This window comes from Cupriavidus sp. CP313 (genome assembly GCF_054072015.1).
In genome coordinates, this window is the sequence record NZ_JBSVZB010000002.1 from 313517 (window position 1) to 340515 (window position 26999).

Sequence of the window (26999 nt, forward strand, 5' to 3'; positions counted from 1 at the left end):
AGCGCATGCGCCCGGTTCATTCGAGTTACGGTGCGGCCACCCGGCGCGCGCGGCGCCAGCCCAGCACGACCACCAGCACCACCGTCAGCGCGGCCAGCCCGAACCACTGGAAGGCATAGCCGTAGTGCCGGTCCGCGCCCAGGTCGGCCGGGGCCCAGTCGCGCGCCAGGCCGTCGCCGGTGTCGCTGCGCTGCTCCAGCACCAGCGGGTGCAGCGCCAGGCCGGTTTCGGCCGCATAGGCAGCGATGTCCAGGTTCTGGCGGATCTTGCTGCCGGCGGCGTCCTGGCCCAGGCTATAGACCCGCGGCACGGCCGCCAGTGCCGTGCCTTCGATCGTTACCTCGCCCTCGGGCGTGGGGAACGGCGCAATCCGGGTGCGGTCCTGGGCATCGCGCGGCAGCCAGCCGCGCAGCACCAGCACCGCCTGCATGGCGCCGGCGGCACCCGCGGGCGCCGGCGAGGCGGCTGAAATCCGCAGCGGTGTCAGCACCAGGAAGCCGGCGCGGCTATCCCCGGGGCTGCTGACATTGCCGTGGGGGCGATTATCCAGCAATACGGTGCGGGCCGTGTCAAAGCGCCCGGTCACGCGGACCGTGCGGTCGGTCACAACTTGCGGCAGCGGGGCGGTGCCCAGCACCACCGGCGGCTGCGCCGACAGCGCCTGCAGCCGCGCCGCGCGCGCCTCCTTCTCGTGCGCGCGGTTGAGCTGCCAGTTGCCCAGCACGCAGGTCACGGCGATCACCACCAGCGCGGCGGCCAGCGGCAGCGGGCTGAAGAAGCGGCGCACTGTCATCGCCAGGCGGGACCACAACGCGGGCCGGTGCGATAATGGGTCTTCCCGTCGCTCTTTGCCCCGACCTGCCCCGCCATGCGCTTTGTCATCCTCGTTGCCTTCATCCTGATCATCGCCAGCCTGGCCTCCGCCCTGTTCTTCATGATGCGCGACCGCGGCACGACGCCCAACATGATGCGCTCGCTGATGCTGCGAGTCGGGTTCTCGGTGGCGCTGTTCCTGTTCATCCTGTTCTCGAACTGGATGGGCTGGATCCACAGCACGGGCATCCGCATGGCGCCCTGAACGCCAGGACGCGGGCACCAGGCTCGCAAAAGACAAACGCCGCAGGCTGGACAACCTCCTGCGGCGTTTCTCTTTTGCGTTGGCGCCGACGGCCCCCGGGGGGGCGCCGGCGGGTACGGCAGCCGGATTTACAGCCAGTACACCACGACGTAGAGGAACAGCCACACCACGTCAACAAAGTGCCAGTACCAGGCAGCGCCTTCGAACGCAAAGTGGTGGTCAGGCGTGAAGTGGCCCTTCAGCACGCGGACCAGCACCACGGCCAGCATGATCGCGCCCATGGTGACGTGGAAGCCGTGGAAACCGGTCAGCAGGAAGAAGGTCGAGCCGTAGATGCCCGAGGTCAGCTTCAGGTTCAGTTCCGAGTAAGCGTGCATGTACTCGTACACCTGCAGGCACATGAAGATCGCGCCCAGCAGGATGGTCAGCACCATGCCCTGGATCAGCTGGCTGCGCTTGCCGGCCAGCAGCGCGTGGTGCGCCCAGGTCAGCGTCAGGCCGGACATCAGCAGCAGCGCAGTGTTGATGGTCGGGATCGGCCACGGACCCATGGTCTGGAAGCTTTCCACCACGCCTGCCGGGCCGGTGTTGGGCCATACCGCGGCAAAGTCGGGCCACAGGATCTTGTTGTTCAGGTCGCCCAGCCAAGGCATGGCGATGGTGCGGGCATAGAACAGCGCGCCGAAGAAGGCCGCGAAGAACATCACCTCCGAGAAGATGAACCAGCCCATCGACCAGCGGAACGACAGGTCGATGTTCTTGCCATACAGGCCGCCCTCGGACTCGCTGATGGCGTCGCCAAACCAGCTCTTGAGCACGAACAGGAACCACAGCAGGCCGAAGCCGCACACGTACGGCGCCCAGGGCTGCCCGTTTACCCAACCGGCGGCGCCCGCGCCCGTCAGCAGCAGGCCGAAGCTTGCCGTGATCGGGTGGCGCGACGGGCCCGGTACGAAGTAGTACGGAGCGTTTGCGCGATTCGCACTCATTCTTTTATCTCCAGCTCAGAGTCTTTGATTCAGTATTCGTGATCCGCGCTTTGGCACTGCGGGCCGCCCACTCCTCTGGGCCAGCCCCGCCGCCGCGGTTGCTTTGTTCTGCGACTGCTTTTGTTGTCTACCCTTCCTGCCCTGCTATCCCGCTGCCTGTCCCACCACGATGCGCACGATGACCACCAGCACCGCGATGAAGATGGCCGCCGCGATCACTCCGGCGATCACCACATGCACCGGGTTCAGCCGGGCCATGTCGCGCTCGTGCTCGGCGCCCTTGCGCAGGCCGATGAACGACCACAGCACCGCGCGCATGGTCTGCCCGAACGACATCTTGCGCTTGACCGCGTCCTTCATCTCATCCATCGTCCGTCCTCCTCAGCCCCGGCATGCGCCGCGGCCGCTTCAGATGCCCTTGCCGGCCGGTGCCGGCTGCGGCGCCAGCTGGCCCTCGGGCGCCTGCGCCACCGGAGCACCCACCTCGAAGAAGGTGTATGACAGCGTAATGTTCTTCACATCCCTGGGCAGCGCGGGATCGATCACGAACACCACCGGCATCTCGCGCGCCTCTTTCGCCTTGAGCGTCTGCTGCTTGAAGCAGAAGCACTCCAGCTTCATGAAATACTGGGTCGCCTGCTTGGGCGCGTAGCTCGGGATGGCCTGCGCCGAGATATCGCGCGGCTGCCCGTTGGCCACCTCATAGACGATCGTCGCCATCTCGCCCGGGTGCACTTCCATGCTGTTCTTCACCGGCCGGAAGGCGAAGGGCCCGCGCGCGTTGGAGTCGAACTCCACCGTGATGGTGCGGCTCTTGTCGACCTGCGTGTTCTTCACCGCACCGTGCAGCTCGCGCGTGGTGATCACGTTGATGCCGGTGATCTCGCAGATCTTCTTGTACAGCGGCACCAGCGCGTAGCCGAAGCCGAACATCACGGCCACGATCACGACCAGGCGCAGCATCATGCCGCGGTTGAACCGCTTATCCGCTTCCCTGCCAGCCTGCTGGTCGATGCTCATCTCGCTACCCTGCCGCCTCAGCCAAGAAACATCATCTTGGCGAAGAACCCCAGAAAGAAAACCACCACGATCGACAGCAGGATCAGGCCAAGGCGCCGGTTGGCGGCCTTCTGGTCCGGGCGTGACGGGCTTTTGTCTGGAGACTGCATAGCTGCTTCTGTTGCCTGCCGGCGCGGGAGACGGACGCTGCCGCCTCCCGCTGCCTGATTACGCTGGCCGCGCCTTAGCGGACCTGCGGGGGAACTTCAAAGGTGTGGAACGGCGCCGGCGACGGCACGGTCCACTCCAGGCCCTCGGCGCCATCCCAGGGCTTGTCGGCGGCCTTCTCGCCACCGCGGTACGACGGCAGCACCACGAAGAAGAAGAAGTACACCTGCATCAGGCCGAAGCCCAGCGCGCCGATCGACGCGATCGCATTGAAGTCCGCGAACTGGGTCGGGTAGTCGGCATAGCGGCGCGGCATGCCGGCCAGGCCCAGGAAGTGCATCGGGAAGAAGGTCACGTTGAAGAAGATCATCGAACCCCAGAAGTGGATCTGGCCGCGGGTTTCGTTGTACATGAAACCGCTCCACTTCGGACCCCAGTAGTAGAAGCCCGCGAACAGCGCGAACAGCGAGCCGGCCACCAGCACATAGTGGAAGTGCGCCACGATGAAGTAGGTGTCCTGCAGCTGGATGTCGACCGGGGCCACGGCCGGCATCAGGCCGGTGAAGCCGCCGATGGTGAACACGAAGATGAAGCCGATCGAGAACAACATCGGGGTCTCGAAGCTCATCGAGCCGCGCCACATGGTGGCGATCCAGTTGAAGATCTTCACGGCGGTGGGCACCGCGATCAGCATGGTCGCGTACATGAAGAACAGCTGGCCGGTCACCGGCATGCCGGTCGTGAACATGTGGTGGGCCCACACGATGAACGACAGGATGGCGATCGAGGCGGTGGCATACACCATCGAGCTGTAGCCGAACAGGCGCTTGCGGGCAAACGCCGGCACCACCTGCGAGACGATCCCGAACGCCGGCAGGATCATGATGTACACCTCGGGGTGGCCGAAGAACCAGAAGATGTGCTGGTACATCACCGGGTCACCACCACCGGCGGCCGAGAAGAAGCTCGTGCCGAAGTGGCGGTCGGTCAGCACCATGGTGATGGCGCCGGCCAGCACGGGCATCACGGCGATCAGCAGGTAGGCGGTGATCAGCCAGGTCCAGCAGAACATCGGCATCTTCATCAGCGTCATGCCGGGGGCGCGCATGTTGAGGATGGTCACGATGATGTTGATCGAGCCCATGATCGACGACGCGCCCATGATGTGCATCGCGAAGATGGCCATGTCCATGCCCGGGCCCATCTGCACCGACAGCGGCGCATACAGGGTCCAGCCGGCGGCGGTGGCGCCGCCCGGGGCGAAGAACGAGCCGGCCAGCAGCAGCGCGGCCGGCGGCAACAGCCAGAAGCTGAAGTTGTTCATGCGCGCGAACGCCATGTCGGACGCGCCGACCTGCAGCGGGATCATCCAGTTGGCGAAGCCGACGAAGGCCGGCATGATCGCGCCGAACACCATCACCAGGCCGTGCATGGTGGTGAACTGGTTGAACAGCTCTGGGCGGAAGAACTGCAGGCCCGGCTCGAACAGCTCCAGGCGGATCAGCAGTGCCAGCACGCCGCCCGACAGCAGCATGATGAACGAGAACAGCAGGTACAGCGTACCGATGTCCTTGTGGTTGGTGGCGAACAGCCAGCGGCGCCAGCCATGCGGGTGGTCGTGCGCGTGGTCGTCATGCGCATGGTCGTGCGGATGGGCGAGCGCGTCCGGGGTAGCAGTACTCATCGCAAATGCTCCTCTAATCCTGTTCTGTCTTCAGCGGGTCAGCCCGCGACGCGGTTGCCCGCGAGGCTGGCCTGCTTGTCAGCCTTGTCGGCCGGCTTGGCTTCGGCCTTCGGCGCTGCGCCGCCTGCCGCGCCGCCGCCCTCGGGGAACTTGCCCGCACGGGCACCCACGAAGTCGCTCGGCTGGACCACTTCACCCGTCTTGTTGCTCCAGGCGTTGCGCGTATAGGTCATGACCGAGGCCAGCTCGGTGTCTGAGAGCTGCTTCCACGACGGCATGCCGCCCTTGCCTTCCAGCATGACGTGCATCTGGCCGGCCTTCGTGCCGTTCACGATCTTGGAGCCGTCCAGCGCCGGGAAGGCGCCGCCGCCCTTACCGTTGGGCTGGTGGCAGACCGCGCAGTTGGCGGCGTAGATCTTCTCGCCACGCACCTTCGACTCGTCCAGCGTCCAGGTCTTGTTGGGATCGTCGGCCTTGGCCGCCAGCTCCTTCTTCTTGCCGTCGACCCACTTGGTGTAGTCGGCGTCCGAGACCACGCGCACCACGATCGGCATGAAGGCGTGTTCCTTGCCGCACAGCTCGGCGCACTGGCCGCGGTACACGCCGATCTTCTCGGCCTTGAACCAGGTGTCGCGCACAAAGCCGGGGATCGCATCCTGCTTGACGCCGAAGGCCGGGATCATCCAGGCGTGGATCACGTCGTTGGCGGTGGTGACGATGCGGATCTTCTTGTTGACCGGCACGACCAGCTCGTTGTCCACCTCCATCAGGTAGGTGTTCGACTTGGGCTGCTCGTTGTTGATCTGCTCGCGCGGGGTGGTCAGGGTCGACACGAAGGAGATGCCTTCGCCTTCGCCCTTCAGGTAGTCATAGCCCCACTTCCACTGGTAGCCGGTGGCCTTGATGGTGATGTCGGAGTTGGTGGTGTCCTTCATCGCCACCACGGTCTTGGTGGCCGGCAGGGCCATCGCGATCACGATGATGAACGGGACGATGGTCCAGATCACTTCGACCGTGATGCTCTCGTGGAAGGCAGCAGGCTTGGCACCCTTGGACTTGCGGTGCTTGAAGACGGAATAGAACATCACGCCGAACACCGCGACGAAGATCACAGTGCACATGATCAGCATCATCCAGTTCAACCAGTGAATCTGTTCGGCAATCTTGGTAACCGGCTCGGTCAGGTTGAGCTGGCGCACGGCGGGGCCGCCCGGCATGTCGCTGACCGCGGACGCCGCCTGGCTGGCAAGCAGGGACGCGCCGGCCAGACAAACTGCGGATGCCTTCTTCCACATTTTCATTTGTTATCTACCCAATTTACAGATTCAAATCTGTCCCCGCCGCCGCCACCGCCGCCTCTCAGAGGCGGCGCAAGGCCGCTGCGAGCTCCTGCGCGAACTTGCGTCGCCGGTACGGGTCCACGTGACACCCCACCTGTACCTCACGCCCGCCCGAGCGCAGCGTCACCAGCGCCCGGAACGATTCACCCAGTTCGATCCGCACCCAGCGCGGATTGAATTCCTGGCGCGTCACCCGTCCGGCGCTGGCTGTCTCCACGACCAGCGTGCCGTCGGTGATGCTGACGCGCTCATAGTCTGTCGCATGGCGCGCATACACCAGCAGTGCGATGCCCAGCCCGATCAGCTCGATGCTCGCGAACGGCAGTACGAGCCAGGACCCTTGCCACGCAAAAAACAACGCGATGGCAAGCGAAACCGTGAGGATCGAGAGGTAAAACCAGCCGACCTGGCGTGGACTCAGCGAGCAATTCCGCTTCATCAGCCAGTCGTGGGGCGCGGGGGGAGGTCCGTCGAGATTTCCGCCGGAGTCACCACCTGCCGTCTGGAATGCGATACCCAAGTCTTGCATCGCCAACCACTCTGCATCGGATGCACACCCGGGACGATGGCGTCCGGGCCGCACAGTGCAAGTGCAAAACCAGGACGTTCTTGTGCCAGGGGACCACTGCGACAAACTGGCGCATTATAGGGCGCTTCCCATACACGGACAAGGGCGCGCCTTGACCGGACGGCTTGCGCGCCGCTTGATTCTGTGCATAGGGAAGAGTCCCGCCATCGCCCTGCCCGCCGCGCCGGCGCTATGTTTGCGGTAATCCCGCACCGGCGCAAGTTAACTCTGTTTTAACTTGTCCGACGCGGCCTTGCACGGCCGATCTGGTCCAGCGGCACCACCGCGCGGCCCTGCTCGTCGACCGCCTGGCCGCCACGCGGGGCCAACTTCCAGGCGTGGCCGTAGACGATCTCGAAGGTCAGCGGGATCACGCCATCGGCGTTGCGCCGCCGCTCCAGCGCCTGCGCCAGCGCCTGGTACCAGCCGCGGCCGCGCAGGCCCTGCGGCAGCGCCCCGGCCGGCCCGCGCAGGCCGCCGAAGGCCTGCACCTCGCGCAGCAGCGTGGCGGGGGACTCATAGGTCACGGTCAGCGTCTCCATGTCCATCACCGGGGTGGACCAGCCGCTGTGCACCAGCATGTCGCCGATATCGTGCATGTCGACAAAGCGCAACGTATGGGGTGCATCGTCGACTTCGGCAAAGGCCGCGCGCAGCTCCTTCAGCGTGTCCGGGCCGAACAGCGAGAACAGCACCAGCCCTTCGTCGCGGGCCACGCGGTGCCACTCCGGGAACACGCGGTGCGGCTCCGGATGCCAGTGCAGCGCCAGGTTGGACCACAGCAGGTCGAAGCTCGCGGGCGCAAAGGGCAGTGTGGCAAGATCGCCCTGGACCAGGTCGAAGAGCGGCCGCTTGCCCAGCATGCGGCCGATCCAGCCGGGCCGGCGCTGCGGGTCGCGCTGGCCGGCCTCGGCCAGCATCGCGCCGGAGATGTCCAGCCCGGCAATCTGCGCATCCGGGAAGCGCGCGCGCAGCCCGGCCAGGCCCTGGCCGTGGCCGCAGCCGATATCCAGCGCGCGCTGCGGCGCCAGGCGGATCACTTCCATGCGCTCCTGCATGCGGCGGCCGATCTCGCCCAGCAAAAAGTCCAGCTGGCCGAAGCCGCGGCTGCGCCGGTCGAAGGCGAGCCGGATCAGGCGCGCGGGCGGCAGGAAGGCATCGGGGGAATCAGCGGCATGCAGGGACACGGGCAGACAGGGCAGCAAGAAAACCAGGAACCAGCGCGGGGACAGATACAGGATCAGGCCCGGGCGCCGGATGAACGCGGCCGCCGCGCCCGATGGGCTGCGGCCGGACGGCAAGTATACGCGCGCGCCGCGCTGGCTGCCGGCGCCGCCGGCAAGGTGCTGGCCGGCGCCCGCGAGCTGCTGCTGCCGAGTGCCTGCGCGCTGTGCGGGGCGGTGCAGCGGCAGGTGGTCTGCGCGCCCTGTGCCGCCGACCTGCTGCGCCCGGTGCGGCGCTGCCCCGCCTGCGCGCTGGCGCTGGGGCGCCACTTCCACTGCCCGGCCTGCGCGGCATCGCCCCCGGCCTACGACCATGCCCACACGCTGGGCGACTACGCTTCGCCGCAGGACCAGCTGGTGCTGGCGCTCAAGTTCGGCCACGCCCTGCCGCTGGCAGGCTGGCTCGCGGCCAGGCTGGCTGCGGGACTGCCGGCGACCTGGGCCCAACAGGCCGCGCCCGACCTGCTAGCGCCGATCCCGCTGTCGCCGCAACGGCTGGCCGCGCGCGGCTTCAACCAGGCCTGGGAAATCGCGCGGCCGCTGGCGCGCCACCTGGGCCTGCGCGCCGACCCGATGCTGCTGCAGCGCCAGCGCGACACCGGCAGCCAGCGCGCGCTGGACCTGGCCGCCCGGCAGGTGAACCTGCGCGGCGCCTTCAGGCTGACGCGCGCCGTGCGGCTGGACGGCCTGCACGTGGCGCTGGTGGACGATGTGATGACCTCCGGCGCCACCCTGCACGAGGCCACCACCGTGCTCAAGGCGCATGGCGCGGCCTGCGTCAGCGTGATCGTCGCGCTGCGCACGCCGTAGCGTCTGGATGACAGTGGCCGGTGCGCGCGGTAAGCTGCGCACCGTTCTGACGAAGGGCGCAGCGCGCCCGCCATCCCCCCGCATCATGTTCAATGTCGTCCTGGTCGAACCGGAAATCCCGCCCAATACCGGCAATGTGATCCGCCTTTGCGCCAACACCGGCGCGCAGCTGCACCTGGTCAAACCCCTGGGTTTTCCGCTGGAAGACGCGCGCATGCGCCGCGCGGGACTGGATTACCACGAGTACGCCACCATGCGCGTGCATGAAAGCTGGGACGCGCTGATGGCCAGCGAGCAGCCCGACCCGGCGCGCATGTTCGCGCTGACCACGCGCGGCTCGACGCCGTTCGGCCAGGTGGCGTTCCGGCCGGGGGACTGGTTCGTGTTTGGTTCCGAGACGCGCGGGCTATCACCGGAGCGGCGCGACTGGTTCCCGCCCGCGCAGCGCATCCGGCTGCCGATGCGGCCTGACAACCGCAGCCTGAACCTGTCGAACACGGTCGCCGTGGTGGTGTTCGAGGCGTGGCGCCAGAATGGGTTCGAAGGCGGCAGCTGAGCCGCCCGGCCAGCGCCTACTCCGGCTGCACGCCGGCGGCGCGGATCACCTTGTCCCAGCGTGCCTTCTCGCTCACCATGGTCTGGCGCAGCGAGGCTGGCGCGGTGCCGGCCGGCACGAAATACTGCGCGCGCATCTTGTCGCGCACGTCGGCGCTGCCGATGATCGCCACCAGCTCGCGGTAGAGCCGGTCGATCACAGCCTGCGGCGTGCCCGCCGGCGCCAGCACCGCCTGCCAGGAAATCGCCTCGAAGCCCGGGTAGCCGGATTCCGCCACCGTCGGCACCGACGGCAACACCGCCGTGCGCCCCGTGGTGGTCACGGCCAGCACGCGCAGCTTGCCCGCGTTGACCTGCGGCATCGCGATCGCCGGCACCATGAAGCCCGCCTGCACCTGCCCGCCCACCATCGCCGTGGTGATCTGCGGGAAGCCGGGGTACGGCACGTGCTGCAGGTCGATGCCCGCCATCGCCTTCAGTTGCTCCATCGCCAGGTGCGAGGCGCTGCCGTTGCCGGGCGAGCCATAGTTCAACTCAGCCGGCTTCGACCGTGCCAGCGCGACGAACTCGCGCAGGTTGTGCACCGGCAGGCGTGCATCCACCACCAGCACGTTGGGCGAGGTCGCCACCAGCGTGACCGGCGCCAGCTGGCGGAACGGGTCGTAGTTCAGGTTGCGCGACAGCGTCGGCGCGGTCACCAGCGGGCCGTTGATGGTGAACAGCAGCGTATAGCCGTCGGGGGCGGCGCGCGCCACCATGCCGGTGCCGATATTGCCGCCGGCGCCGGGACGGTTTTCCACCACCACAGGCTGGCCCAGCGCGGCGGCCAGTTTTTCGGTCACGATGCGCGCGATCAGGTCGGGCGACGAGCCCGGCGGGAACGGCACCACCATGCGGACCGGCCGCGCGGGCCAGGGTTGGGCGAAGACGCTGCCGGAAGTCCCGGCGGCGCAGGCAGTCGCCAGCGCGATCAGCGCTTGTCGTCGTGTGGGCATGCGGTGCAGAGGATCAGGAGGTGGGTACGCGGGTAGTCATTCGTCGCGCGCGTCGCGCTGCAGCAGCTGCGCCACCGCATCGGCGGCGCTCAGCCCGTCGAACAGCACCGCGCAGACCGCGCGGGCGATCGGCATCTCGACGCCGTGCGTGGCGGCCAGCTCGGCCACCGCCTGGGCGCAGCGCACGCCTTCGGCGACGTGGCCCAGCCCGGCCAGGATCTGCTCCAGGCTCTGCCCCGCCGCCAGTTGCTGGCCGACCTTGCGGTTGCGCGACAGGTCGCCGGTGGCGGTCAGGATCAGGTCGCCCACGCCGGCCAGGCCCATGAAGGTCTCGACCCGGCCGCCCAGCGCCAGCCCCAGGCGCGTCATCTCGGCCAGCCCGCGCGTCACCAGCGCGGCGCGGGCGTTCAGGCCCAGGCCCAGCCCGTCGCTGGCGCCGGTGGCGATGGCCAGCACGTTCTTGACCGCACCGCCGACTTCCACGCCGGTCAGGTCGTCGCTGCCGTAGATGCGCATCGCATGATGGTGGAAGGCCGCCTGCGCGCGTTCGGCCAGCGACGGCTCGTTGCCCGCCACGGTCAGCGCGCACGGCAGCCCCAGCGCCACCTCGCGCGCGAAGCTGGGGCCGGTCAGCACGCCGTAGGCAAAGCCCTCGGTGCGCCCGGCGGCATCGAGCTCGGCCCGCACCATCTGGTGCGGCAGCAGGTGGGTGCCGGACTCGAAGCCCTTGCACAGCCACAGCATCGACACTGGCCTGGCGCTGCGCGCGGCCAGCCGGCGCGTCATCTCGCGCAAGCCCGCCACCGGCGTGGCCACCACCACGATGCCGTCCGGGTCGTCCGCGGCATGCGCCACGGCCTGCTCGAAATCCGCCTGCACCGCCAGCCGCCCGGACAGCGTCACGCCGGGCAGGTAGGCGGCGTTCTCACGCGTGGCCGCAATCGCCGCGAGCTGCGCGGGATCGCGTCCCCACAGCACCACGTCGTTGGTGGCCGCGGCATGGCTGGCGAGGGCGGTGCCCCAGGCACCGGCACCGAGGAAGGTCAGTTTCATGGCAGCTCGAACAGAAGATGGCGCGGAGGTTCACGCCACCGATGGTAGTCCAAAGTCAAAACGGGGCCGCAGCCCCGTTTCGATAGTGGCTCAGGACGCCGGAATCAGTGGCGGGCCTGGCTGCCGTCGGGCATCACGATGCCGCTGTTGCCGCCTTCGGCACCCTGGGCTTCTTCCATGGCGGCCTGCAGGCGTTGCTCATACAGCGCCTGGAAGTTGATTTCCGACAGGTGGATGGCCTGGAAGCCGGCGCGGGTGATCACGTCAGCGATATTGCCGCGCAGGTACGGGTACAGGATGGTCGGGCAGGCGATGCCCAGCAGCGGGTCCAGCTGCTCCACCGGCACGTTGCGGATATCGAAGATGCCGGCCTGGTGCGCTTCCACCAGGAAGGCAACCTTGTCCTGCACCTTGGTCGTCACGGTGCCCGTCACCACCACTTCGAAGATCCCTTCCTGCAGCTGCGAAGCGCCGACGTTGACCTGCACTTCCACCGACGGGGCTTCCGATTCCAGGAAGATGCCGGGCGAATTGGGCTGCTCCAGCGACATGTCTTTCAGGTAGACGCGCTGGATGTTGAAGAAGGGTTGATCGTCCTGCTGGGTGTTTTGCTGGTCGCTCATGAAAGGCTTCCGGGAGGATGGGCTGGATGTGCATCGGGCGCGGCGGCTGCAGTCCTTGCGTCGTGCAGGGCTGGCCGGTGCCCGGTTGGAAAACGCATATGGTACATGACGCGGGTGGCGAATTCACCCGCGCCGGGGGTGTGCCGGAACCAGCCCGGCGCGGAATCAGACGATTCCGCGCCAGCGCCGGCGCAACTGGCTCAGGCGGCCAGCAGCGGCACCAGGCCGCCCTGGCGGTCCAGCGCCGAGAGGTCGTCGAAGCCGCCCACGTGGGTCTCGTCGATGTAGATCTGCGGCACGGTGCGGCGACCGGTACGGGCCATCATCTCTTCACGCTTGCCGGGTTCGCGGTCGATCAGGATCTTCTCGATCATTTCCACGCCCTTGGACTTGAGTAGGCGTTCAGCCATCAGGCAATACGGGCACACCACGGTGCTGTACATGACGACACGGGCCATGCGGGTTCTCCTTGAATGCAATGCGCGCGCGGCCCGGCCTGGCCGGGGGGCGCGCGCTGTGACGGATACGGCGGTGCTGCCCGGGATTACTTCACCAGCGGCAGGCCTGCCTGCTGCCAGGCGGCGATGCCGCCCTCGAGCGCGTAGATCTCACTGTAACCGGCTTCCTTCAACGCTGCCTGGGCCTTGCCCGAGCGCTGGCCGGTCTGGCACACGACGATGATGGGGGCAGCCTTGTCCTTTGCAAGGCCGGCCGCGCGCGCGGGCAGGTCGGCCAGCGGCGCGCTCTTGGCTTGCGGCAGGTGACCCTTGGCATACTCGGCGGGCTCGCGGATGTCGACCACGACCGCGCCGCGCTTGTTGATCAGCTGGGTCGCGGCGGCCGTATTGACGGTCTTGCCGCGGGTGCTGCGCGAGATCGCGGGCCAGGCCAGCAGGCCGCCCGAGACCACGGCAAGGGCGATCAGAGCGAGGTTGTTGTAGTCGGCGAAGAAATTCACGTTGGCATTCCGGTAGGTTGGGTCGGCGGCATTATAAAATACGCGGTTTGGCGTCCAGGCCCTGCCGTCGCATGGCCATCCGCCATTGTCGCCTGTCTGAGACATGGGATGTCCACAAGGAACCCATCAGCCCCCTCCAGGTGACGGCGCGGACGCATGCAGGTTACCTACTCTCTGGAAGCAGCAGCATGTACAAGCTCGTCCTCATCCGCCACGGCGAATCCACGTGGAACCTTGAAAACCGCTTTACCGGCTGGGTCGACGTCGACCTGACCGAAACCGGCGCCGACCAGGCGCGCCAGGCCGGCAAGCTGCTCAAGGATGCCGGCCTGGGCTTTGACGTGGCCTATACCTCGGTGCTCAAGCGCGCCATCCGCACGCTGTGGCATGTGCAGGATGAAATGGACCTGATGTGGATCCCGGTGCGCAACGAATGGCGCCTGAACGAGCGCCACTACGGCGCGCTGGCCGGTCTGAACAAGGCAGAAACGGCCGCCAAGTTCGGCGACGAGCAGGTGCTGGTGTGGCGCCGCAGCTATGACACGCCGCCGCCCGCGCTGGAGCCCACCGATCCGCGTGCCTCGTACGACGATCCGCGCTACGCCAATGTGCCGCGCAACGAGATCCCGCTGACCGAGTGCCTGCAGGACACCGTGGCCCGCGTGATGCCGCTATGGAACGAATCCATCGCCCCCGACATCCAATCCGGCAAGCGCGTGGTCATTGCCGCCCATGGCAACAGCATCCGCGCGCTGGTGAAATACCTGGACCAGATCTCGGATGACGATATCGTCGGACTCAATATCCCCAACGGCACCCCGCTCGTCTATGAGCTGGACGCCGACCTGCGCCCCCTGCGCCACTACTACCTGGGTGACCAGGACGCCATCGCCGCCTCGCTGGCGGCCGTGGCCAGCCAGGGCAAGGCACGCTGACGCCGGCCCGGGCGGCCGCGCGCGGATGTGCGGCCGCCCACCCTGAGCAGGGACGGGACAGGCCCTTTTCACCACTCGCACTTATACTGTCGGACAAACCGCCCGGCGCCGGGCGGCCGCAGCCGGCATAATCCCCTTACCGTACACCAGTACTTCGAGTACACGTTCAGGCAGCCCTCATGCGCAAGACGCTCAAGAACATCAGCCTAGTTTCTGTCGGCCTCGTCGCCGGCGTGCTCGCCACGCTGCAGATTTCGGCGACCGCGCAGAATTCATCGGGGCCCTTGCCGCTGGACCAGCTGCGGCTGATGGCCGATATCTTCGGGCAGATCAAGCGCGAGTACGTGGAGCCGGTCGATGACAAGAAGCTGCTGACCGAAGCCATCAAGGGCATGGTCGCCAGCCTCGACCCGCATTCGTCCTACCTCGACGAGAAAGACTTCAAGGAACTGCAGGAAGGCACGCGCGGGCGCTTTGCCGGCCTGGGCATCGAGATCTCGCAGGAAGAAGGCCTGGTCAAGGTGATCAACCCGATCGAGGACACCCCTGCCTTCCGCGCCGGCATCCAGCCGGGCGACCTGATCACCCGCATCGACGACAAGCCCGTGCGCGGCCTGCCGCTGGAGCAGGCGGTCAAGCGCATGCGCGGCGAGCCCGGCACCAAGGTCACGCTGACCATCTACCGCAAGAGCGAGGAACGCACCTTCCCGGTCTCGATCACGCGCGCCGAGATCCGCGTGCAGTCGGTCAAGGCCAAGATGCTGGACAACAATATCGGCTGGATCCGCCTGACCAGCTTCCAGGAACGCACCATCTCCGACCTGTCCCGCAAGCTGGCCGAGCTGGCGCAGAAGAACCCCAACATGAAGGGCCTGGTGCTGGACCTGCGCAACAACGGCGGCGGCGTGCTGCAGGGCGCGGTCGGCGTGGCCGCGGCCTTCCTGCCGGAAGACGCCACGGTGGTGTCCACCAACGGCCAGGTGCCCGATGCCAAGCGCGTGTACAAGGCGACGTACAACAACTACCGCCTGTCGTCGCTGGAAGACGATCCGCTCAAGGACCTGCCCGCGCTCTACAAGAAGATCCCGATGGTGGTGCTGACCAACGCCTACTCGGCCTCGGCCTCCGAGATCGTGGCCGGCGCGCTGCAGGATCATCACCGCGCGCAGATCATGGGCAAGACCACCTTCGGCAAGGGCTCGGTGCAGACCGTGCGCCCGCTGACCAACGACACCGGCATCAAGCTGACCATCGCGTACTACTACACGCCGAGCGGCAAGTCGATCCAGGCCAAGGGCATCCGTCCGGACATCCCGGTCGATCAGAACCCCGAAGGCGATCCGGACGACGCGCTGATCACGCGCGAGATCGACACCGAGCGCCACCTGCACAACAAGCAGGAATCGGAAGAGCCGGAAATGACCGAGCGCGAGCAGCGCCGCGTGGAAGAGCTGCGCCGCCTGGAAGAAGAGAACGCGAAGAAGTCACCGGAAGAGCGCGAGAAGGATCGCCGCAAGAAGCCGGTGGAATTCGGCACGGCCGACGACTTCATGCTGCAGCAGGCCATTGCCCAGCTCAACGGGCAGCCGGTCAAGCGCTCCAAGTCGAAGCTGGAAACCAATCCGCCGGCCGACAACGGCAAGGCGGCAAAGCCCTCCAGCAAGAGCGGCGCCAAGGGCGCCAGTGCACCGGCAGCCAAGCCGGCGGCACCGGCCCCCGCCAAGCAGCCGCCGGCCAGCGCCCCGTTCGGCGAGCCGCTGGGCACGCCGACGGGCAAGGCACCCTGAGGCCCCTGGGGCTTTAGTCAGGCTGCCGGTTTGCTCCCCTCTCCCGCTTGCGGGAGAGGGGCAGGGGGAGAGGGCAGGCACGGGCATACCGACACGGGTCACTTCGTCGATACTCCGGCCCTCTCCCCGACCCTCTCCCGCAAGCGGGAGAGGGAGCACCCCGAGGGGCAACATCATGAGCGACGCCATCCAAGACGGACCGCAAGACGACCAGTCCGACGGCCTCAACGACGAACAACTGCTGCGCTACTCGCGCCACATCCTGCTGGATGAACTCGGCATCGAGGGCCAGCGGCGCCTGCTGGCCGGCCATGCGCTGGTGATCGGCGCCGGCGGCCTGGGCGCGGCCGCGCTGCCCTTCCTGGCCTCGGCCGGGGTGGGCCGCATCACGGTGGTCGACAACGATGAAGTCGACCTGACCAACCTGCAGCGCCAGATCATCCACACCACCGCCAACGTGGGCCGGCCCAAGGTGGATTCGGCGCGCGAAGGCATGCTGCGCATCAACCCGGGCCTGGAGATCGTGACGGTGCCCGCGCGCGTGGGCGACGCAGAGCTTGCCCAGCTCGTCGCCACGGCCGACGTGGTGCTCGATTGCTGCGACAACTTCGCTACGCGCCAGGCAGTCAACCGCGCCTGCGTGCGCCACAAGGTGCCGCTGGTGTCAGGCGCGGCGCTGCGCTTTGATGGCCAGATCAGCGTGTTCGACCGGCGCCAGCCCGAGGCGCCCTGCTACGCCTGCCTATTCCCGCCGGCCGAACCCGCGCCGGAAGTGGCCTGCGCCACCATGGGCGTGTTCGCGCCGCTGGTCGGCATGGTCGGCACGGTGCAGGCGGCCGAGGCGCTCAAGCTGCTCGCCGGTATCGGCGAGAGCCTGGCGGGCCGGCTGCTGATGGTCAATGCGCTGTCGATGGAATGGACCACCATGCGGCTGGCGCGTACGCCGGATTGCCCGGTCTGCGCCGGGCACTGAATCCGAAGGCTAGTCCTGCTGCGCCGTGTGCGCCCGCAGCCAGTCGGTAACGGCGGCGCGGTCGCCGCGAAAGACGATGCGCGCCTCGCGCTGTTCGCGCTGGAAGGCGTACATCGGATCGTAGTACTCGCGCAGCAGCACGGCGATCCAGTCGCGGTGCAGATCCACCTCGCCCCGCTCCGCCTGCTGCGCCAGCGCCTGGTCCAGCAACGCCGACAGCTTGCCGTAGCGGGCGCCGCCCAGCCGCGGCGAGATGCCTGCCATGGCCTCGCGCAGGCGCGTGGCGTAGGCTTCGAAGCCTTCCGTGCCGCCCTTCTCGGCGATGAACTCCGCCGCCAGCCCTTGCACATAGTCGCGCAGCACGCGCTCCACGCGTTCGTCGAACGACGCTTCCAGCCACACCAGCGGGCTGGCCTGCATGCGCTGCGTCAGCGCCTGCGGCACGTCGCGGCTGCCGATAAAGCGGCCCTCGTCCTCCACCACCAGCGCGCGCCAGCCTGCGTCAATATGCCGCAGCACATCGATGGCCAGCGCGTTCTCGAAATCGATCTGCGGCGGCTGGGCCAGCGCGCGCCGCCCGAAGGCCGAGCCGCGGTGCCGCGCATGGCCTTCGAGGTCGATCGCGGCGGGCACGTCGGCCAGCACATCGGTCTTGCCGCTGCCGGTCAGCCCGCCCAGCACGAACCACTGCTGCTGTGCCGCCGCGGCATCGGTGGTCTCGATCAGGAAGCCGCGCATCGCCTTGTAGCCACCGGTCGCGCGGGGGTAATCGACACCGGCCGCGTGCAGCCATTGCTGCACCAGCTGCGAGCGCAGCCCGCCGCGGAAGCAATACAGGTAGCCGTCCGGATGCGCGCGCGCAAACTCCGCCCAGGCTGCGATCCGCGCCGCCTTGCGCAGCCCCGTCACCAGCTGGTGGCCAAGTTCGATTGCCGCCTGCTGGCCCTGCTGCGCATAGCGCAGGCCCACCTCATGGCGCTCGGCATCGTCCATCAGCGGCAGGTTGACCGCGCCGGGGAAGGCCCCGCGCGCGAATTCCAGCGGCGCGCGCACGTCCAGCATGGCCACGCCGCTGAGGAACAGGGTGCGGAAGTCGGCGGTGTCAGGGCGCATCACCGGATCTCTACGGCAAGCGCGGAGCGCGCCACCATCTCGCCGATTGGAGCCAGTGCCAGCCCGAGCCGCTGGCATTCGACCAGGAACTCGGCTTCGCCAGCAGGCTCAACCGCCACCAGCAGGCCACCACTGGTTTGCGGGTCGCACAGCAGCGCGCGTTGCCCGTCGGTGAGCGGCGCAATGCGATGCCCGTAGCTGTCAAAGTTGCGCTGGGTGCCGCCCGGCACGCAGCCCTGGCCGATATAGTCGACCACATCGTCCAGCACCGGCACCGCCGCGTAGTCCAGGCGCGCGCTCAGGCCGCTGCCGTCGGCCATCTCCACCAGGTGACCAAGCAGGCCGAAGCCGGTGACATCGGTCATCGCACGCACGCCGGGCAGCCGCCCGAAGGCGCTGCCCGGACGGTTCAGCACGCACATCCAGTCGCGTGCCAGGTAGCGGTTGTCGGCGCGCAGCAGTCCCTTCTTTTCCGCCGTGGTCAGCACGCCGATGCCCAGCGGCTTGGTCAGGTACAGCCGGCAGCCAGGCGTGGCGGTGTCGTTGCGCTTCATGTGCGCGCGCTCGACCAGGCCGGTCACCGCCAGACCGAAGATCGGCTCGGGCGCGTCGATCGAATGCCCGCCCGCCAGCGGAATGCCAGCGTCGTCACAGGCGCGGCGCCCGCCCGCCACCACCTCGCGCGCCACCTCGGGCGGCAGCACATTGACGGGCCAGCCCAGGATGGCGATGGCCATCAGCGGGTCGCCGCCCATCGCATAGATATCGCTGATCGCATTGGTGGCGGCGATGCGCCCGAAGTCGAACGGATCGTCGACGATGGGCATGAAGAAGTCGGTGGTGGAGACCACCCCGCGCTGCCCGTCGGCGCCATCCAGCGCGTACACGGCGGCATCGTCGCGCGAGGCATTGCCGACCCACAAACGCGGGTCGAGATGCTGCGCGCCGCTGCCGGCCAGGATCACGTCGAGCACTTTCGGGGAAATCTTGCAGCCGCAGCCAGCGCCGTGGCTGTACTGCGTCAGGCGGATGGGACTGGTCATAGGGTGAGCTCCGCGCGGCGCCGTGGCGGGACAGGAGCCTTTGCCCGCCAGGGACGCCTGGATGAAGAACAGGAATCGGAATGAGAAGGGTTACTGCCTGCAGGCGAGCAACAAGGCGGTGCCGAATGGCGCCGCGCGCTGGGGCGGGCCGCTCATGAAGAGCGGCCACGCCGGAGACCGGCTTATTGCTCGCCCGGCTCCAACTGCGACTGCAGGTAGTTCTGCAGCCCGACCTTGTCGATCAGGTCCAGCTGCGTTTCCAGGTATTCGATATGTTCCTCGGTATCGGTGAGGATATCGACCAGGATTTCGCGACTGACGTAATCGCCCACGGATTCGCAGTAGGCGATGCCTTCCTTGACGGTGCCGTGCGCGGTCTGCTCGAGCTTCAGGTCGCACTTGAGCATCTCGGGCGTGTCTTCGCCGAGCAGCAGCTTGTGCAGGTCCTGCAGGTTGGGCAGGCCGTCCAGCATCAGGATGCGCTCGATCAGGCGGTCGGCGTGCTTCATCTCGCCGATCGATTCCTTGTACTCCACGTCGCCGAGCTTCTTCAGGCCCCAGTGGCGATACATGCGGGCGTGCAGGAAATACTGGTTGATCGCGGTCAGCTCGTTCTTGAGCTGGGCGTTCAGATGCTGGATGACCTTCTTGTCACCTTTCATTGGCGGCTCCTGTTGCATCGGGCCCGCGCAAAAACACGAAACGGCGCCAATGGCGCCGTGCAGTCAGTGAAAATGGAAAAAGCGCAAAAGCGCGCCGTGAACCGAATCTTCAGTTCATGGGCGCGTTCAGGCCACCAGCGCCTTGCGCCGGTCATTCGCGACTGCCGGGTCCCGAGTGTCCATTATGGTACATGGGCCCGATGCGGAACAGGAAGAAATCTCCACAACCTGGATGTTGGCGAGGGTCGCCACGGTGACGTTGCGCACCGCTGCCACGCCTTCCTGCAACACCTGGTGCGCGCACTCGCGGCAGCGGCCGCAGCACGTGCCGACGCCAAGCGTTTCGGCCAGTTCGTCGAGGGTTTCGATGCCCAGGTGCGCAGCACCGTGAATCTCACGATCGGTGATCTGGTTGCAGATACAGACGTACACAAGTCGCTCCGTTGGGGCGTGGCACCGGCATGCCACTGCGAATGAACGTCAGAATATCAGAGATCAATAATGATAACAATTCCCATTAAGCCACATCGGGAGAGGTCGGGTAGACGCCACAACGCACAAAAGAAAGGCGGCTGAGGCGGCACTTTCCAGCCTTGGAAAGTGCCGCCTCAGCCGCCTTGCCGCATCAGAAAACCCTGATGCCACTAGGGTCGTGCGAGCTGCTGCAGGGCGGTCGCCTGCTCCTCCGGATCGAAGGCCTGCAGGACCTGGTCGACCAGCGGCTCGAGCCGTTCGCAGTGGGCATGCAGGATCTCCTGCTTGACCCGCAGCAGCTGCGCCGGGTGCATCGAGAACTCGCGCAGCCCCATGCCCAGCAGCAGCCGGGTCATGGACGGGTCGCCCGCCATTTCGCCGCACACGGCCACCGGCACGCCGGCGCGGTTGGCCTCGCGGATGGTGCGCGCCACCAGTTGCAGCACCGCCGGGTGCAGCGGGTCAAACAGGTGCGCCACCGCGTTGTCGGCGCGGTCGATGGCCAGCGTGTACTGGATCAGGTCGTTGGTGCCGATGGACAGGAAGTCCATCTTGCGCAGGAACAGCGGCAGCAGCAGCACCGCCGCCGGGATCTCGATCATGGCGCCGACTTTCATGCCTGGATCGTAGGCCTCGCCGCGCTCGTCGAGCTGGCGCTTGGCCTTGGCGATCAGCGCCAGGGTCTGGTCGATCTCGCTGGCGTGCGCCAGCATCGGCACCAGCAGCCGCACCGGGCCGAAGGCCGAAGCACGCAGCAGCGCGCGCAGCTGGGTCAGGAACATGCCCGGCTCGGACAGCGACCAGCGGATCGCGCGCAGGCCCAGCGCCGGGTTCAGCGCAGTCTCGAACTCATCGCTGCGGCCGTCGCCCCGGGCATCGAGCGGCTTGTCGGCGCCGATGTCGATGGTGCGGATGGTCACCGGCAGCCCGTGCATGGCATCGACCGCGCCGCGGTAGGCCTGGAACTGCTCGTCTTCGCCCGGCAGCTCGTCGCGCCGGTTCATGAACAGGAATTCAGAACGGAACAGGCCCACGCCGACCGCGCCGGCCGACAGCGCCGCGCCGGCGTCCTCGGCCATCTCGATATTGGCCAGCAGGTCGATTTCCAGCCCGTCCAGCGTCACCGCCGGGGTATGCCGCAGCCGCTGCAGGCGCTTCTTTTCCAGCGCGCGCTCGCTCTGCCGGTGGCGGTACTCTTCCAGGATGATGGCGGTCGGGTCGACGATCACCAGCCCGGCATCGCCATCGATGATGATCCAGTCGTCCTGGCGGATCAGCTCGCTCGCGCTCTGCACGCCGACCGCGGCCGGGATGTCCAGGCTGCGCGCGACGATGGCGGTATGCGAGGTGCGCCCACCCATGTCGGTCACGAAGCCCTGGAAGATGGTATGGCGGAACTGCAGCATGTCGGCCGGGGAGATATCGTGGGCCACCACGATCACCCCGGTCGCGGCCTCGCCGTCGGCGGCCAGCGCCGGCACCGGCGCGGGCACCAGCACCGGGGCCCCGGCCAGCGCCTTCAGGATGCGCTCGACCACCTGCCGGATATCGGTCTTGCGCTCGCGCAGGTATTCGTCCTCGATCTCGTCGAACTGGCGCATCAGCTCTTCGAGGCGCGTGGTAAGTGCCCACTCTGCGTTGTAGCGCCGGCCCCGGATCAGGGCCTCGGGCTCGCGCGCCAGCGCCTCGTCGTCGAGGATCATCGCGTGCACGTCCAGGAACGCGCCCAGCTCCTCGGGTGCGTCGCGCGGCAGGTCGCGCTTGAGCGCGACCAGTTCCGCCCGCACCGAGGCACGCGCGGCGCGCAGCCGTTCGACCTCGGCGTCGAGCTGGTCTTCATCGACCAGGTAGTGCGACACGTCCAGCGCCGCGGGCGCAAGCAGGTGCGCGCGCCCGATGGCGACGCCGCGCGAGACCGGGATGCCGTGCAGGGCGAAAGGCATGTACCGCTCCGTCAGGAACGTTTAAGAATTCGGGTCGAGGCCGCCGGCCTCACTCTCCCTCACCAAAGCGGTTGGCGATCAGCGCCAGCAGCGCGTCCATCGCCTCCTGCTCGTCGGGGCCGTCGGTCTCGAGGGTCACCGTCGAGCCGATCCCGGCGGCCAGCATCATTACGCCCATGATGCTCTTGGCGTCGACCTGGCGACCATTGCGGGACATCTTGACCTGGCTGACAAAGTTTCCGGCGAGCTGGGTCAGCTTGGCGGACGCGCGGGCATGCAGTCCGAGCTTATTGATGATGGTGGTGTCCCTCTGCAGCATATTTGTCGGGATGGTTTGCGGTTTGGTTCTGGACAGTCGTGGTGCCGACCTGCAGCACACCCTGCGAGCCGCCGGCCAGGGCCTTGGTGGCAAGCTGGTCGAGCTTTTCGCCGCGGTAGCAGATCGCGCGCACGAGCATGGGAAGGTTGACGCCGGCCAGCACGCGCACGCGGCCCGGCTCGGCCAGGCGTGCGGCGATATTGGCGGGGGTGGCGCCGAAGATATCGGTGAGGACCAGCGCGCCGTTGTCTTCGCAGAGGGCCGCCAGCCGGCGCCTGGCCTCGGCCAGCACGACGGCGGGGTCGGCATCGGGAAGGACGTCGATGGCTTCCAGCCGCTGCGGCTGGCCGCAGTAGACGTGGGCGGCGCAATCGCGCAGGGCCGAAGCCAGCGGGGCGTGCGCGATGATCAGAATGCCTGCCATGATGGTGAATCCGTTGGATTGCCCCGATTGTAGCAGGCGGCCCCCGCGCTCCCGCTGCCGGCCAGGCTCAGCGGCCGGCAGCGTCCACGGCGTGCTCCAGCGCGTCGATGAACATCGCCGCGACATGGAAGCCGGTTTGCTGGGTGATCTCCTGGAAACAAGTCGGGCTCGTCACATTGACCTCGGTCAGGTAGTCGCCGATGACGTCCAGGCCCACCAGCAGCAGGCCCTGGTCCCACAGCCCCGGCGCCAGTGCCTCGGCGATCTCGCGGTCGCGCGGGCTCAGTTCCTGCGCGCGGCCGGTGCCGCCGGCAGCCAGGTTGCCGCGCACTTCGCCGGCCATCGGCACGCGCGCCAGCGAATACGGCACCGGCACGCCGCCGATCAGCAGGATGCGCTTGTCGCCATCCTTGATCGCCGGGATATAGCGCTGCACCATCAGCGTGCGGGCGCCGTCGTGGCCCAGCGTCTCGACGATCGCGGCCAGGTTCATGCCGTCCGCGCCGACGCGGAACACACCCATGCCGCCCATGCCGTCCAGCGGCTTGACGATGATGTCGCGATGCTCGGCGTGGAAGTCGCGGATGCGTGCCAGGTCGCGCGTGACCAGGGTCGGCGTGATGTATTCCGGATACTGGGCAATGGCCAGCTTCTCGGAATGGTCGCGGATCGCGCGCGGCTTGTTGAACACGCGCGCGCCCTGCGACTCGGCCAGCTCCAGCAGCCAGGTGCTGGTGACGTACTCCATGTCGAAGGGCGGATCCTTGCGCATCAGCACCGCGTCGAAGGCCGACAGCGGCTCCAGCGCGCTGTTGCCCTCGCGGTACCAGGCGCTGTGATCGGCGTCGCTGGTCTCGCCAGTCAGGTGCAGGCGCGTGGCCACGGTCTCGACCGTGCGGCCGGACAGCGACAGCTGCGGCTGCAGGCACCAGTACAGCTCGTGGCCGCGCGCGGCGGCCTCGGTCATCATGGCGTAGGTGGAGTCCTTGTAGGTCTTGAAGGTCTCCAGCGGATCGGTGATGAAGAGGATGCGCATGGTGGCGGCTCAGATAATCGGGTTCGGGTCGGTCTTCTCGAGTTCCAGCGACGCCGCCAGCAGTGCCAGCCGGGCCACCACGCCATACATGTAGAAGCGGTTCGGCACGGCGGCGCCAGGCTTGGCGTGGCTGTCCGGGATGCCGTTGGGCGCAAACGCCAGCGGCACGAAATGCATGCCCGGCGCATTCAGGTTCTCGTCGTTGCCGCGGCCCGTGTGCACGCGGTAGAAGCCGCCGACCACGTAGCGGTCGATCATGTACACCACCGGCTCGGCCACCGCTTCATTGACCTTCTCGAAGGTGTGCACGCCTTCCTGGATGATGACGTCGCTGACCTCCAGGCCTTCCTTGACGACGCTCATCTTGTTGCGCTCCTTCCGGTTCAGGCCCTTGACCTCGGAAGGATCGCGCACGGTCATGATGCCCATGCCGTAGGTGCCGGCATCGGCCTTGACCACCACGTACGGGGTTTCCTTGATGCCGTACTCGCGGTACTTCTTGGCGATTTTCTTGAGCACGCCCTCCACCGCGTCGGCCAGTTCCTCCTCGCCCACGCGCTCGTGGAAGTTCACGCCGGTGGTGCGCGCGAAGTACGGGTTGACCATCCACGGGTCGATGTCGATCAGCTTGGCGAACTTCTTGGCCACCTCGTCATAGGCGGCAAAGTGGCTGCTCTTGCGGCGGGTGGACCAGCCGGCGTGTAGCGGCGGCAGCAGGTACTGCTCGTTGATGTTTTCCAGGATCGGCGGGATCCCGGCCGACAGGTCGTTGTTCAGCAGGATCGAACAGGGGTCGAAATCCTTCAGCCCCAGCCGGCGGCCCTTGGTGCCCAGGCGCGCCAGCGGCTCGACCACCAGGGTCTGGCCGTCGGGCAGCTCGATCGGGGTCGGTTCGGTGATTTCCTCGGAGAGCGAGCCCAGGCGCACGTTCAGGCCCGCCTGGCGCATGATCAGGGACAGCCGCGCCACGTTCTGCAGGTAGAACATGTTGCGGGTATGCCGCTCGGGGATCAGCAGCAGGTTCTTGGCGTCCGGGCAAATCTTCTCGATCGCCGCCATCGCCGCCTGCACCGCCAGCGGCAGCATTTCCGGGGCCAGGTTGTTGAACCCGCCCGGGAACAGGTTGGTATCGACCGGCGCCAGCTTGAAGCCGGCGTTGCGCAGGTCCACCGAACAGTAGAACGGGGGGGTATGCTCCTGCCATTCCAGCCTGAACCAGCGCTCGATGGACGGCGTGGCGTCCAGGATCTTCTTTTCCAGTTCGAGCAGCGGACCGTTCAGCGCGGTGATGAGATGCGGGACCATATCCATCCTATAAATCGTCGTCTTAATCGTTCGCCCCGATTGTAGAGGAACGGCCAACCAGGCGCTGGCACACCCCTTATAAGGATATGCACGGCCGGGCCCGAGGGATAACGATATGGGGATGGGCGGCGCGAAATAAAGAGCCGGCCGCACAGGCAAAAAAAAGCGCGGCGATGCCGCGCTCTTAAATGGCCTGACAGATACGGGGAGCGTTCTGCAGGTGGAGGAAACTGCCTCACTGGCAATGTATGTGCCCCGCACATTAAAGACAATTGAAGCTTTTTAAGATCGGAGTTAAGCACTTTGCGAAAAGCCCGCGCGGAGCGCGTGGGGATCGCCAGCTAGCCCTTGCCAGCACTCGGCTGGCGGGTTTTGCGAGGAGCGTCGGAAGTCGTGCCGAAGCATTCGCAGCCCGCGTGGTTCGGCCACGGCTGACCGGCAAATGTCTGCAATCGCAGGCAATGCCGGAGATCGAGTAGGGTGAGGGGTTACCCCCTCAGCCCTCTCACACCACCGTACGTGCGGTTCCGCATACGGCGGTTCACAAACGAGACTGTAAGCGCCGCTGAGTATCCAGCAGCGAGACCAGCCCCATGACGTCGAAGTAGCGTTTGGGGAAGGCCGCACCCATGTGTTTGGCCCCGGCATTCCACCAAGGGCCACGCCCATTGCGGGCCGAGTGCCATGCGCGATCTCCCTCCAAGCCCTGCCGACGCAGCATCGCTGTACGGGTGGCGCGGTGCTTCGCCTGCCGCCATAGCAGGCAGCGCAGGCGCCGCCTGACCCACCCGTCCAGCGCCTCCAGTGCGCCCTTGGCCTGTGTGTATTGGAAGTACCCGACCCACCCGCGCAGCACCGGATTCAGCACCGCGATCGTGTGAGCCAGACTCCTTCCTCGCCCCGGACGAACCAACTCCCGCACCCGATCGGTCAGCCTTTGCAGGCTTTCCGGTGCAATGCGCAGCCGCGCCTGACGGTGTGCTGTCAGGCTGTAGCCCAGGAACTTGCGCGTCCATGGCCGCGCACACGTGCTCTTGGCCTCGTTGACCTGCAGCTTCAGTCGCTCCGCTAGGAACGCCGTCATCCCGGCCAACAGCCGCCGCCCCGCCGTCTCGCTTCGGACATAGATATTGCAGTCGTCCGCATAACGGCAGAACGCCAACCCGCGCTTCTCCAATTCGCGGTCCCAATCCGTCAGCAGGATGTTCGACAGCAGCGGTGACAGCGGCCCGCCTTGCGGCGTGCCTTGCCTCCTTGCATCGACCATCCCGCCACGCATCAGCCCCGCTTCCAGATACCGCCGGATCAGCTTGAGCACTCGGTCGTCCTTCACCTGCCGCGCCACCCGCGACATCAGGATGTCGTGGTTGACCCGGTCGAAGAACTTCTCCAAGTCGATGTCCACCACCCAGCGCCGGCCTTCCTGCACATACCGCTGTGCCTGCAAGACCGCCTGCTGAGCGCTGCGCCCCGGCCTGAAGCCGTAGCTCGACTCGGAGAACCCCGGTTCGTAGATCGGTTGGAGAACTTGCAGCAGCGCCTGCTGGATCAGCCGGTCCACCACCGTCGGGATGCCCAGTGTCCTCACCCCGCCCGCAGGCTTGGGGATATCCACCGCGCGCACCGCCTGCGGGATGTACTGACCGGTCAGCAACGCCGCCTTGACGCTCGGCCAGTGCACCTTCAGCCAGTCCCGCAACGCCGTCACTTCCAGGGCATCCACCCCAGCTGCGCCGCCATTGCCGACCACCCTTCGGTACGCCAGCCGCATGTTGCTTCTCTCTACCACCGCCTCCATCAGCGATGGCGCCTGCGCTTTCGTTTGCCCGACAGCCGCCGTGCCAGCCTCTGCACCCCCATCGGCCCCAGGCAGGTTCCGCCCGCCTTCCTCCGCTGTGGGCTGCACTCGTTCGTGCATTTGGGCTTCGTCGGTAAGCATCGA

General features: G+C 67.2%; 30 protein-coding genes. 6 read left to right on the forward strand and 24 right to left on the reverse strand.

Features of this window, described 5'->3' with window-relative positions:
- Window positions 1–25: 25 nt before the first annotated feature.
- Window positions 26–793, reverse strand: coding sequence for an SURF1 family protein (locus ACW4E8_RS03685; protein WP_456803269.1), 768 nt, complete (start codon window positions 791–793; stop codon window positions 26–28).
- Window positions 794–868: 75 nt separating this feature from the next.
- Here ACW4E8_RS03685 and ACW4E8_RS03690 point away from each other — a divergent pair, with 75 nt between their 5' ends.
- Entirely contained in the window at window positions 869–1078 is a 210-nt protein-coding gene (locus ACW4E8_RS03690) for a twin transmembrane helix small protein (RefSeq protein ID WP_456803270.1), read from the forward strand.
- A gap of 128 nt (window positions 1079–1206) precedes the next feature.
- Here ACW4E8_RS03690 and ACW4E8_RS03695 read toward each other — a convergent pair whose 3' ends face one another.
- From ACW4E8_RS03695 to ACW4E8_RS03730, 8 genes are all read right to left on the reverse strand, one after another.
- Window positions 1207–2067, reverse strand: coding sequence for a cytochrome c oxidase subunit 3 (locus ACW4E8_RS03695; protein ID WP_456803271.1), 861 nt, complete (start codon window positions 2065–2067; stop codon window positions 1207–1209).
- Window positions 2068–2211: 144 nt separating this feature from the next.
- Window positions 2212–2436 (reverse strand): DUF2970 domain-containing protein, encoded by a 225-nt coding sequence (locus tag ACW4E8_RS03700; RefSeq protein ID WP_114136416.1) that lies wholly within the window; start codon window positions 2434–2436, stop codon window positions 2212–2214.
- Window positions 2437–2475: 39 nt separating this feature from the next.
- Complete coding sequence (locus ACW4E8_RS03705; protein WP_456803272.1) at window positions 2476–3087, reverse strand: cytochrome c oxidase assembly protein; 612 nt, start codon at window positions 3085–3087, stop codon at window positions 2476–2478.
- A 17-nt stretch (window positions 3088–3104) separates the two neighbouring features.
- Window positions 3105–3236, reverse strand: a complete 132-nt coding sequence (locus ACW4E8_RS03710) for a cytochrome oxidase small assembly protein (protein ID WP_010814819.1) — start codon at window positions 3234–3236, stop codon at window positions 3105–3107.
- Window positions 3237–3310: 74 nt separating this feature from the next.
- Entirely contained in the window at window positions 3311–4918 is a 1608-nt protein-coding gene (gene ctaD / locus ACW4E8_RS03715; RefSeq protein ID WP_456803273.1) for a cytochrome c oxidase subunit I, read from the reverse strand.
- Window positions 4919–4956: 38 nt separating this feature from the next.
- Window positions 4957–6219 (reverse strand): cytochrome c oxidase subunit II, encoded by a 1263-nt coding sequence (gene coxB, locus ACW4E8_RS03720; RefSeq protein ID WP_456803274.1) that lies wholly within the window; start codon window positions 6217–6219, stop codon window positions 4957–4959.
- 58 nt (window positions 6220–6277) lie between these two features.
- Complete coding sequence (locus tag ACW4E8_RS03725; RefSeq protein WP_011614466.1) at window positions 6278–6787, reverse strand: DUF2244 domain-containing protein; 510 nt, start codon at window positions 6785–6787, stop codon at window positions 6278–6280.
- Between the two features lie 272 nt (window positions 6788–7059).
- Window positions 7060–8013 carry a methyltransferase domain-containing protein gene (locus tag ACW4E8_RS03730; protein WP_456803275.1) on the reverse strand — a complete coding sequence of 318 codons (954 nt, stop codon included), beginning with the start codon at window positions 8011–8013 and terminating at the stop codon, window positions 7060–7062.
- Here ACW4E8_RS03730 and ACW4E8_RS03735 point away from each other — a divergent pair.
- The gene (locus ACW4E8_RS03735) at window positions 8002–8859 is read left to right on the forward strand and encodes a ComF family protein (RefSeq protein WP_456803276.1); all 858 of its coding nucleotides are present in this window, start codon (window positions 8002–8004) and stop codon (window positions 8857–8859) included. The genes ACW4E8_RS03730 and ACW4E8_RS03735 overlap by 12 nt on opposite strands.
- Before the next feature lie 85 nt (window positions 8860–8944).
- Window positions 8945–9415 (forward strand): tRNA (uridine(34)/cytosine(34)/5-carboxymethylaminomethyluridine(34)-2'-O)-methyltransferase TrmL, encoded by a 471-nt coding sequence (gene trmL / locus ACW4E8_RS03740; RefSeq protein WP_018310528.1) that lies wholly within the window; start codon window positions 8945–8947, stop codon window positions 9413–9415.
- A gap of 16 nt (window positions 9416–9431) precedes the next feature.
- Here the strand turns inward: trmL and ACW4E8_RS03745 are convergent, their stop codons facing one another.
- From ACW4E8_RS03745 to ACW4E8_RS03765, 5 genes are all read right to left on the reverse strand, one after another.
- A complete protein-coding gene (locus tag ACW4E8_RS03745; RefSeq protein WP_456803277.1) occupies window positions 9432–10409 on the reverse strand; it encodes a Bug family tripartite tricarboxylate transporter substrate binding protein in 978 nt (325 codons plus the stop codon).
- Between the two features lie 36 nt (window positions 10410–10445).
- Window positions 10446–11462: an NAD(P)H-dependent glycerol-3-phosphate dehydrogenase gene (locus ACW4E8_RS03750; protein WP_456803278.1), complete on the reverse strand. Its 1017-nt coding sequence runs from the start codon at window positions 11460–11462 to the stop codon at window positions 10446–10448.
- A 104-nt stretch (window positions 11463–11566) separates the two neighbouring features.
- A complete protein-coding gene (gene secB / locus ACW4E8_RS03755) occupies window positions 11567–12085 on the reverse strand; it encodes a protein-export chaperone SecB (protein WP_010814828.1) in 519 nt (172 codons plus the stop codon).
- 200 nt (window positions 12086–12285) lie between these two features.
- Complete coding sequence (gene grxC / locus ACW4E8_RS03760) at window positions 12286–12543, reverse strand: glutaredoxin 3 (protein WP_013955430.1); 258 nt, start codon at window positions 12541–12543, stop codon at window positions 12286–12288.
- A gap of 86 nt (window positions 12544–12629) precedes the next feature.
- Complete coding sequence (locus tag ACW4E8_RS03765) at window positions 12630–13043, reverse strand: rhodanese-like domain-containing protein (protein ID WP_456803279.1); 414 nt, start codon at window positions 13041–13043, stop codon at window positions 12630–12632.
- 188 nt (window positions 13044–13231) lie between these two features.
- Between ACW4E8_RS03765 and gpmA the strand changes: the two genes are divergently transcribed.
- From gpmA to ACW4E8_RS03780, 3 genes are all read left to right on the forward strand, one after another.
- Window positions 13232–13978 carry a 2,3-diphosphoglycerate-dependent phosphoglycerate mutase gene (gene gpmA, locus ACW4E8_RS03770; protein ID WP_456803280.1) on the forward strand — a complete coding sequence of 249 codons (747 nt, stop codon included), beginning with the start codon at window positions 13232–13234 and terminating at the stop codon, window positions 13976–13978.
- A gap of 179 nt (window positions 13979–14157) precedes the next feature.
- A complete protein-coding gene (locus tag ACW4E8_RS03775) occupies window positions 14158–15765 on the forward strand; it encodes a S41 family peptidase (protein ID WP_456803281.1) in 1608 nt (535 codons plus the stop codon).
- Window positions 15766–15940: 175 nt separating this feature from the next.
- A complete protein-coding gene (locus ACW4E8_RS03780) occupies window positions 15941–16738 on the forward strand; it encodes a HesA/MoeB/ThiF family protein (RefSeq protein ID WP_456803282.1) in 798 nt (265 codons plus the stop codon).
- A gap of 9 nt (window positions 16739–16747) precedes the next feature.
- Here ACW4E8_RS03780 and mnmH read toward each other — a convergent pair whose 3' ends face one another.
- From mnmH to ltrA, 10 genes are all read right to left on the reverse strand, one after another.
- Window positions 16748–17851, reverse strand: coding sequence for a tRNA 2-selenouridine(34) synthase MnmH (gene mnmH / locus ACW4E8_RS03785; RefSeq protein ID WP_456803283.1), 1104 nt, complete (start codon window positions 17849–17851; stop codon window positions 16748–16750).
- The gene (gene selD, locus ACW4E8_RS03790; protein ID WP_456803284.1) at window positions 17851–18894 is read right to left on the reverse strand and encodes a selenide, water dikinase SelD; all 1044 of its coding nucleotides are present in this window, start codon (window positions 18892–18894) and stop codon (window positions 17851–17853) included. The genes mnmH and selD overlap by 1 nt, the downstream gene beginning before the upstream one ends.
- A 182-nt stretch (window positions 18895–19076) precedes the next feature.
- Complete coding sequence (bfr, locus tag ACW4E8_RS03795; RefSeq protein WP_018310539.1) at window positions 19077–19556, reverse strand: bacterioferritin; 480 nt, start codon at window positions 19554–19556, stop codon at window positions 19077–19079.
- 126 nt (window positions 19557–19682) lie between these two features.
- The gene (locus ACW4E8_RS03800) at window positions 19683–19988 is read right to left on the reverse strand and encodes a (2Fe-2S)-binding protein (protein ID WP_456803285.1); all 306 of its coding nucleotides are present in this window, start codon (window positions 19986–19988) and stop codon (window positions 19683–19685) included.
- 212 nt (window positions 19989–20200) lie between these two features.
- Window positions 20201–21973 carry a phosphoenolpyruvate--protein phosphotransferase gene (gene ptsP / locus ACW4E8_RS03805; RefSeq protein WP_456803286.1) on the reverse strand — a complete coding sequence of 591 codons (1773 nt, stop codon included), beginning with the start codon at window positions 21971–21973 and terminating at the stop codon, window positions 20201–20203.
- A 49-nt stretch (window positions 21974–22022) separates the two neighbouring features.
- Entirely contained in the window at window positions 22023–22292 is a 270-nt protein-coding gene (locus tag ACW4E8_RS03810) for an HPr family phosphocarrier protein (protein WP_010814838.1), read from the reverse strand.
- Entirely contained in the window at window positions 22261–22716 is a 456-nt protein-coding gene (locus tag ACW4E8_RS03815) for a PTS sugar transporter subunit IIA (RefSeq protein ID WP_456803287.1), read from the reverse strand. Before ACW4E8_RS03815 ends, ACW4E8_RS03810 begins: the two co-directional genes overlap by 32 nt.
- A gap of 67 nt (window positions 22717–22783) precedes the next feature.
- Window positions 22784–23752, reverse strand: coding sequence for a glutathione synthase (gene gshB, locus ACW4E8_RS03820; RefSeq protein WP_456803288.1), 969 nt, complete (start codon window positions 23750–23752; stop codon window positions 22784–22786).
- A gap of 9 nt (window positions 23753–23761) precedes the next feature.
- Window positions 23762–25057, reverse strand: coding sequence for a glutamate--cysteine ligase (gene gshA, locus ACW4E8_RS03825; protein ID WP_114131492.1), 1296 nt, complete (start codon window positions 25055–25057; stop codon window positions 23762–23764).
- Window positions 25058–25598: 541 nt separating this feature from the next.
- Window positions 25599–26996, reverse strand: coding sequence for a group II intron reverse transcriptase/maturase (gene ltrA / locus ACW4E8_RS03830; RefSeq protein WP_456803289.1), 1398 nt, complete (start codon window positions 26994–26996; stop codon window positions 25599–25601).
- Window positions 26997–26999 lie beyond the last annotated feature (3 nt).

Excerpts from the sequence above, each read along its gene's own strand:
- ACW4E8_RS03685 (WP_456803269.1), bottom strand. The coding sequence starts at position 793 with ATGACAGTGCGCCGCTTCTTCAGCCCGCTGCCGCTGGCCGCCGCGCTG.
- ACW4E8_RS03690 (WP_456803270.1), top strand. The coding sequence starts at position 869 with ATGCGCTTTGTCATCCTCGTTGCCTTCATCCTGATCATCGCCAGCCTG.
- ACW4E8_RS03695 (WP_456803271.1), bottom strand. The coding sequence starts at position 2,067 with ATGAGTGCGAATCGCGCAAACGCTCCGTACTACTTCGTACCGGGCCCG.
- ACW4E8_RS03700 (WP_114136416.1), bottom strand. The coding sequence starts at position 2,436 with ATGGATGAGATGAAGGACGCGGTCAAGCGCAAGATGTCGTTCGGGCAG.
- ACW4E8_RS03705 (WP_456803272.1), bottom strand. The coding sequence starts at position 3,087 with ATGAGCATCGACCAGCAGGCTGGCAGGGAAGCGGATAAGCGGTTCAAC.
- ACW4E8_RS03710 (WP_010814819.1), bottom strand. The coding sequence starts at position 3,236 with ATGCAGTCTCCAGACAAAAGCCCGTCACGCCCGGACCAGAAGGCCGCC.
- ctaD (WP_456803273.1), bottom strand. The coding sequence starts at position 4,918 with ATGAGTACTGCTACCCCGGACGCGCTCGCCCATCCGCACGACCATGCG.
- coxB (WP_456803274.1), bottom strand. The coding sequence starts at position 6,219 with ATGAAAATGTGGAAGAAGGCATCCGCAGTTTGTCTGGCCGGCGCGTCC.
- ACW4E8_RS03725 (WP_011614466.1), bottom strand. The coding sequence starts at position 6,787 with ATGCAAGACTTGGGTATCGCATTCCAGACGGCAGGTGGTGACTCCGGC.
- ACW4E8_RS03735 (WP_456803276.1), top strand. The coding sequence starts at position 8,002 with ATGCAGGGACACGGGCAGACAGGGCAGCAAGAAAACCAGGAACCAGCG.
- trmL (WP_018310528.1), top strand. The coding sequence starts at position 8,945 with ATGTTCAATGTCGTCCTGGTCGAACCGGAAATCCCGCCCAATACCGGC.
- ACW4E8_RS03745 (WP_456803277.1), bottom strand. The coding sequence starts at position 10,409 with ATGCCCACACGACGACAAGCGCTGATCGCGCTGGCGACTGCCTGCGCC.
- ACW4E8_RS03750 (WP_456803278.1), bottom strand. The coding sequence starts at position 11,462 with ATGAAACTGACCTTCCTCGGTGCCGGTGCCTGGGGCACCGCCCTCGCC.
- secB (WP_010814828.1), bottom strand. The coding sequence starts at position 12,085 with ATGAGCGACCAGCAAAACACCCAGCAGGACGATCAACCCTTCTTCAAC.
- grxC (WP_013955430.1), bottom strand. The coding sequence starts at position 12,543 with ATGGCCCGTGTCGTCATGTACAGCACCGTGGTGTGCCCGTATTGCCTG.
- gpmA (WP_456803280.1), top strand. The coding sequence starts at position 13,232 with ATGTACAAGCTCGTCCTCATCCGCCACGGCGAATCCACGTGGAACCTT.
- ACW4E8_RS03775 (WP_456803281.1), top strand. The coding sequence starts at position 14,158 with ATGCGCAAGACGCTCAAGAACATCAGCCTAGTTTCTGTCGGCCTCGTC.
- ACW4E8_RS03780 (WP_456803282.1), top strand. The coding sequence starts at position 15,941 with ATGAGCGACGCCATCCAAGACGGACCGCAAGACGACCAGTCCGACGGC.
- mnmH (WP_456803283.1), bottom strand. The coding sequence starts at position 17,851 with ATGCGCCCTGACACCGCCGACTTCCGCACCCTGTTCCTCAGCGGCGTG.
- selD (WP_456803284.1), bottom strand. The coding sequence starts at position 18,894 with ATGACCAGTCCCATCCGCCTGACGCAGTACAGCCACGGCGCTGGCTGC.
- bfr (WP_018310539.1), bottom strand. The coding sequence starts at position 19,556 with ATGAAAGGTGACAAGAAGGTCATCCAGCATCTGAACGCCCAGCTCAAG.
- ptsP (WP_456803286.1), bottom strand. The coding sequence starts at position 21,973 with ATGCCTTTCGCCCTGCACGGCATCCCGGTCTCGCGCGGCGTCGCCATC.
- ACW4E8_RS03810 (WP_010814838.1), bottom strand. The coding sequence starts at position 22,292 with ATGCTGCAGAGGGACACCACCATCATCAATAAGCTCGGACTGCATGCC.
- ACW4E8_RS03815 (WP_456803287.1), bottom strand. The coding sequence starts at position 22,716 with ATGGCAGGCATTCTGATCATCGCGCACGCCCCGCTGGCTTCGGCCCTG.
- gshB (WP_456803288.1), bottom strand. The coding sequence starts at position 23,752 with ATGCGCATCCTCTTCATCACCGATCCGCTGGAGACCTTCAAGACCTAC.
- gshA (WP_114131492.1), bottom strand. The coding sequence starts at position 25,057 with ATGGTCCCGCATCTCATCACCGCGCTGAACGGTCCGCTGCTCGAACTG.
- ltrA (WP_456803289.1), bottom strand. The coding sequence starts at position 26,996 with ATGCTTACCGACGAAGCCCAAATGCACGAACGAGTGCAGCCCACAGCG.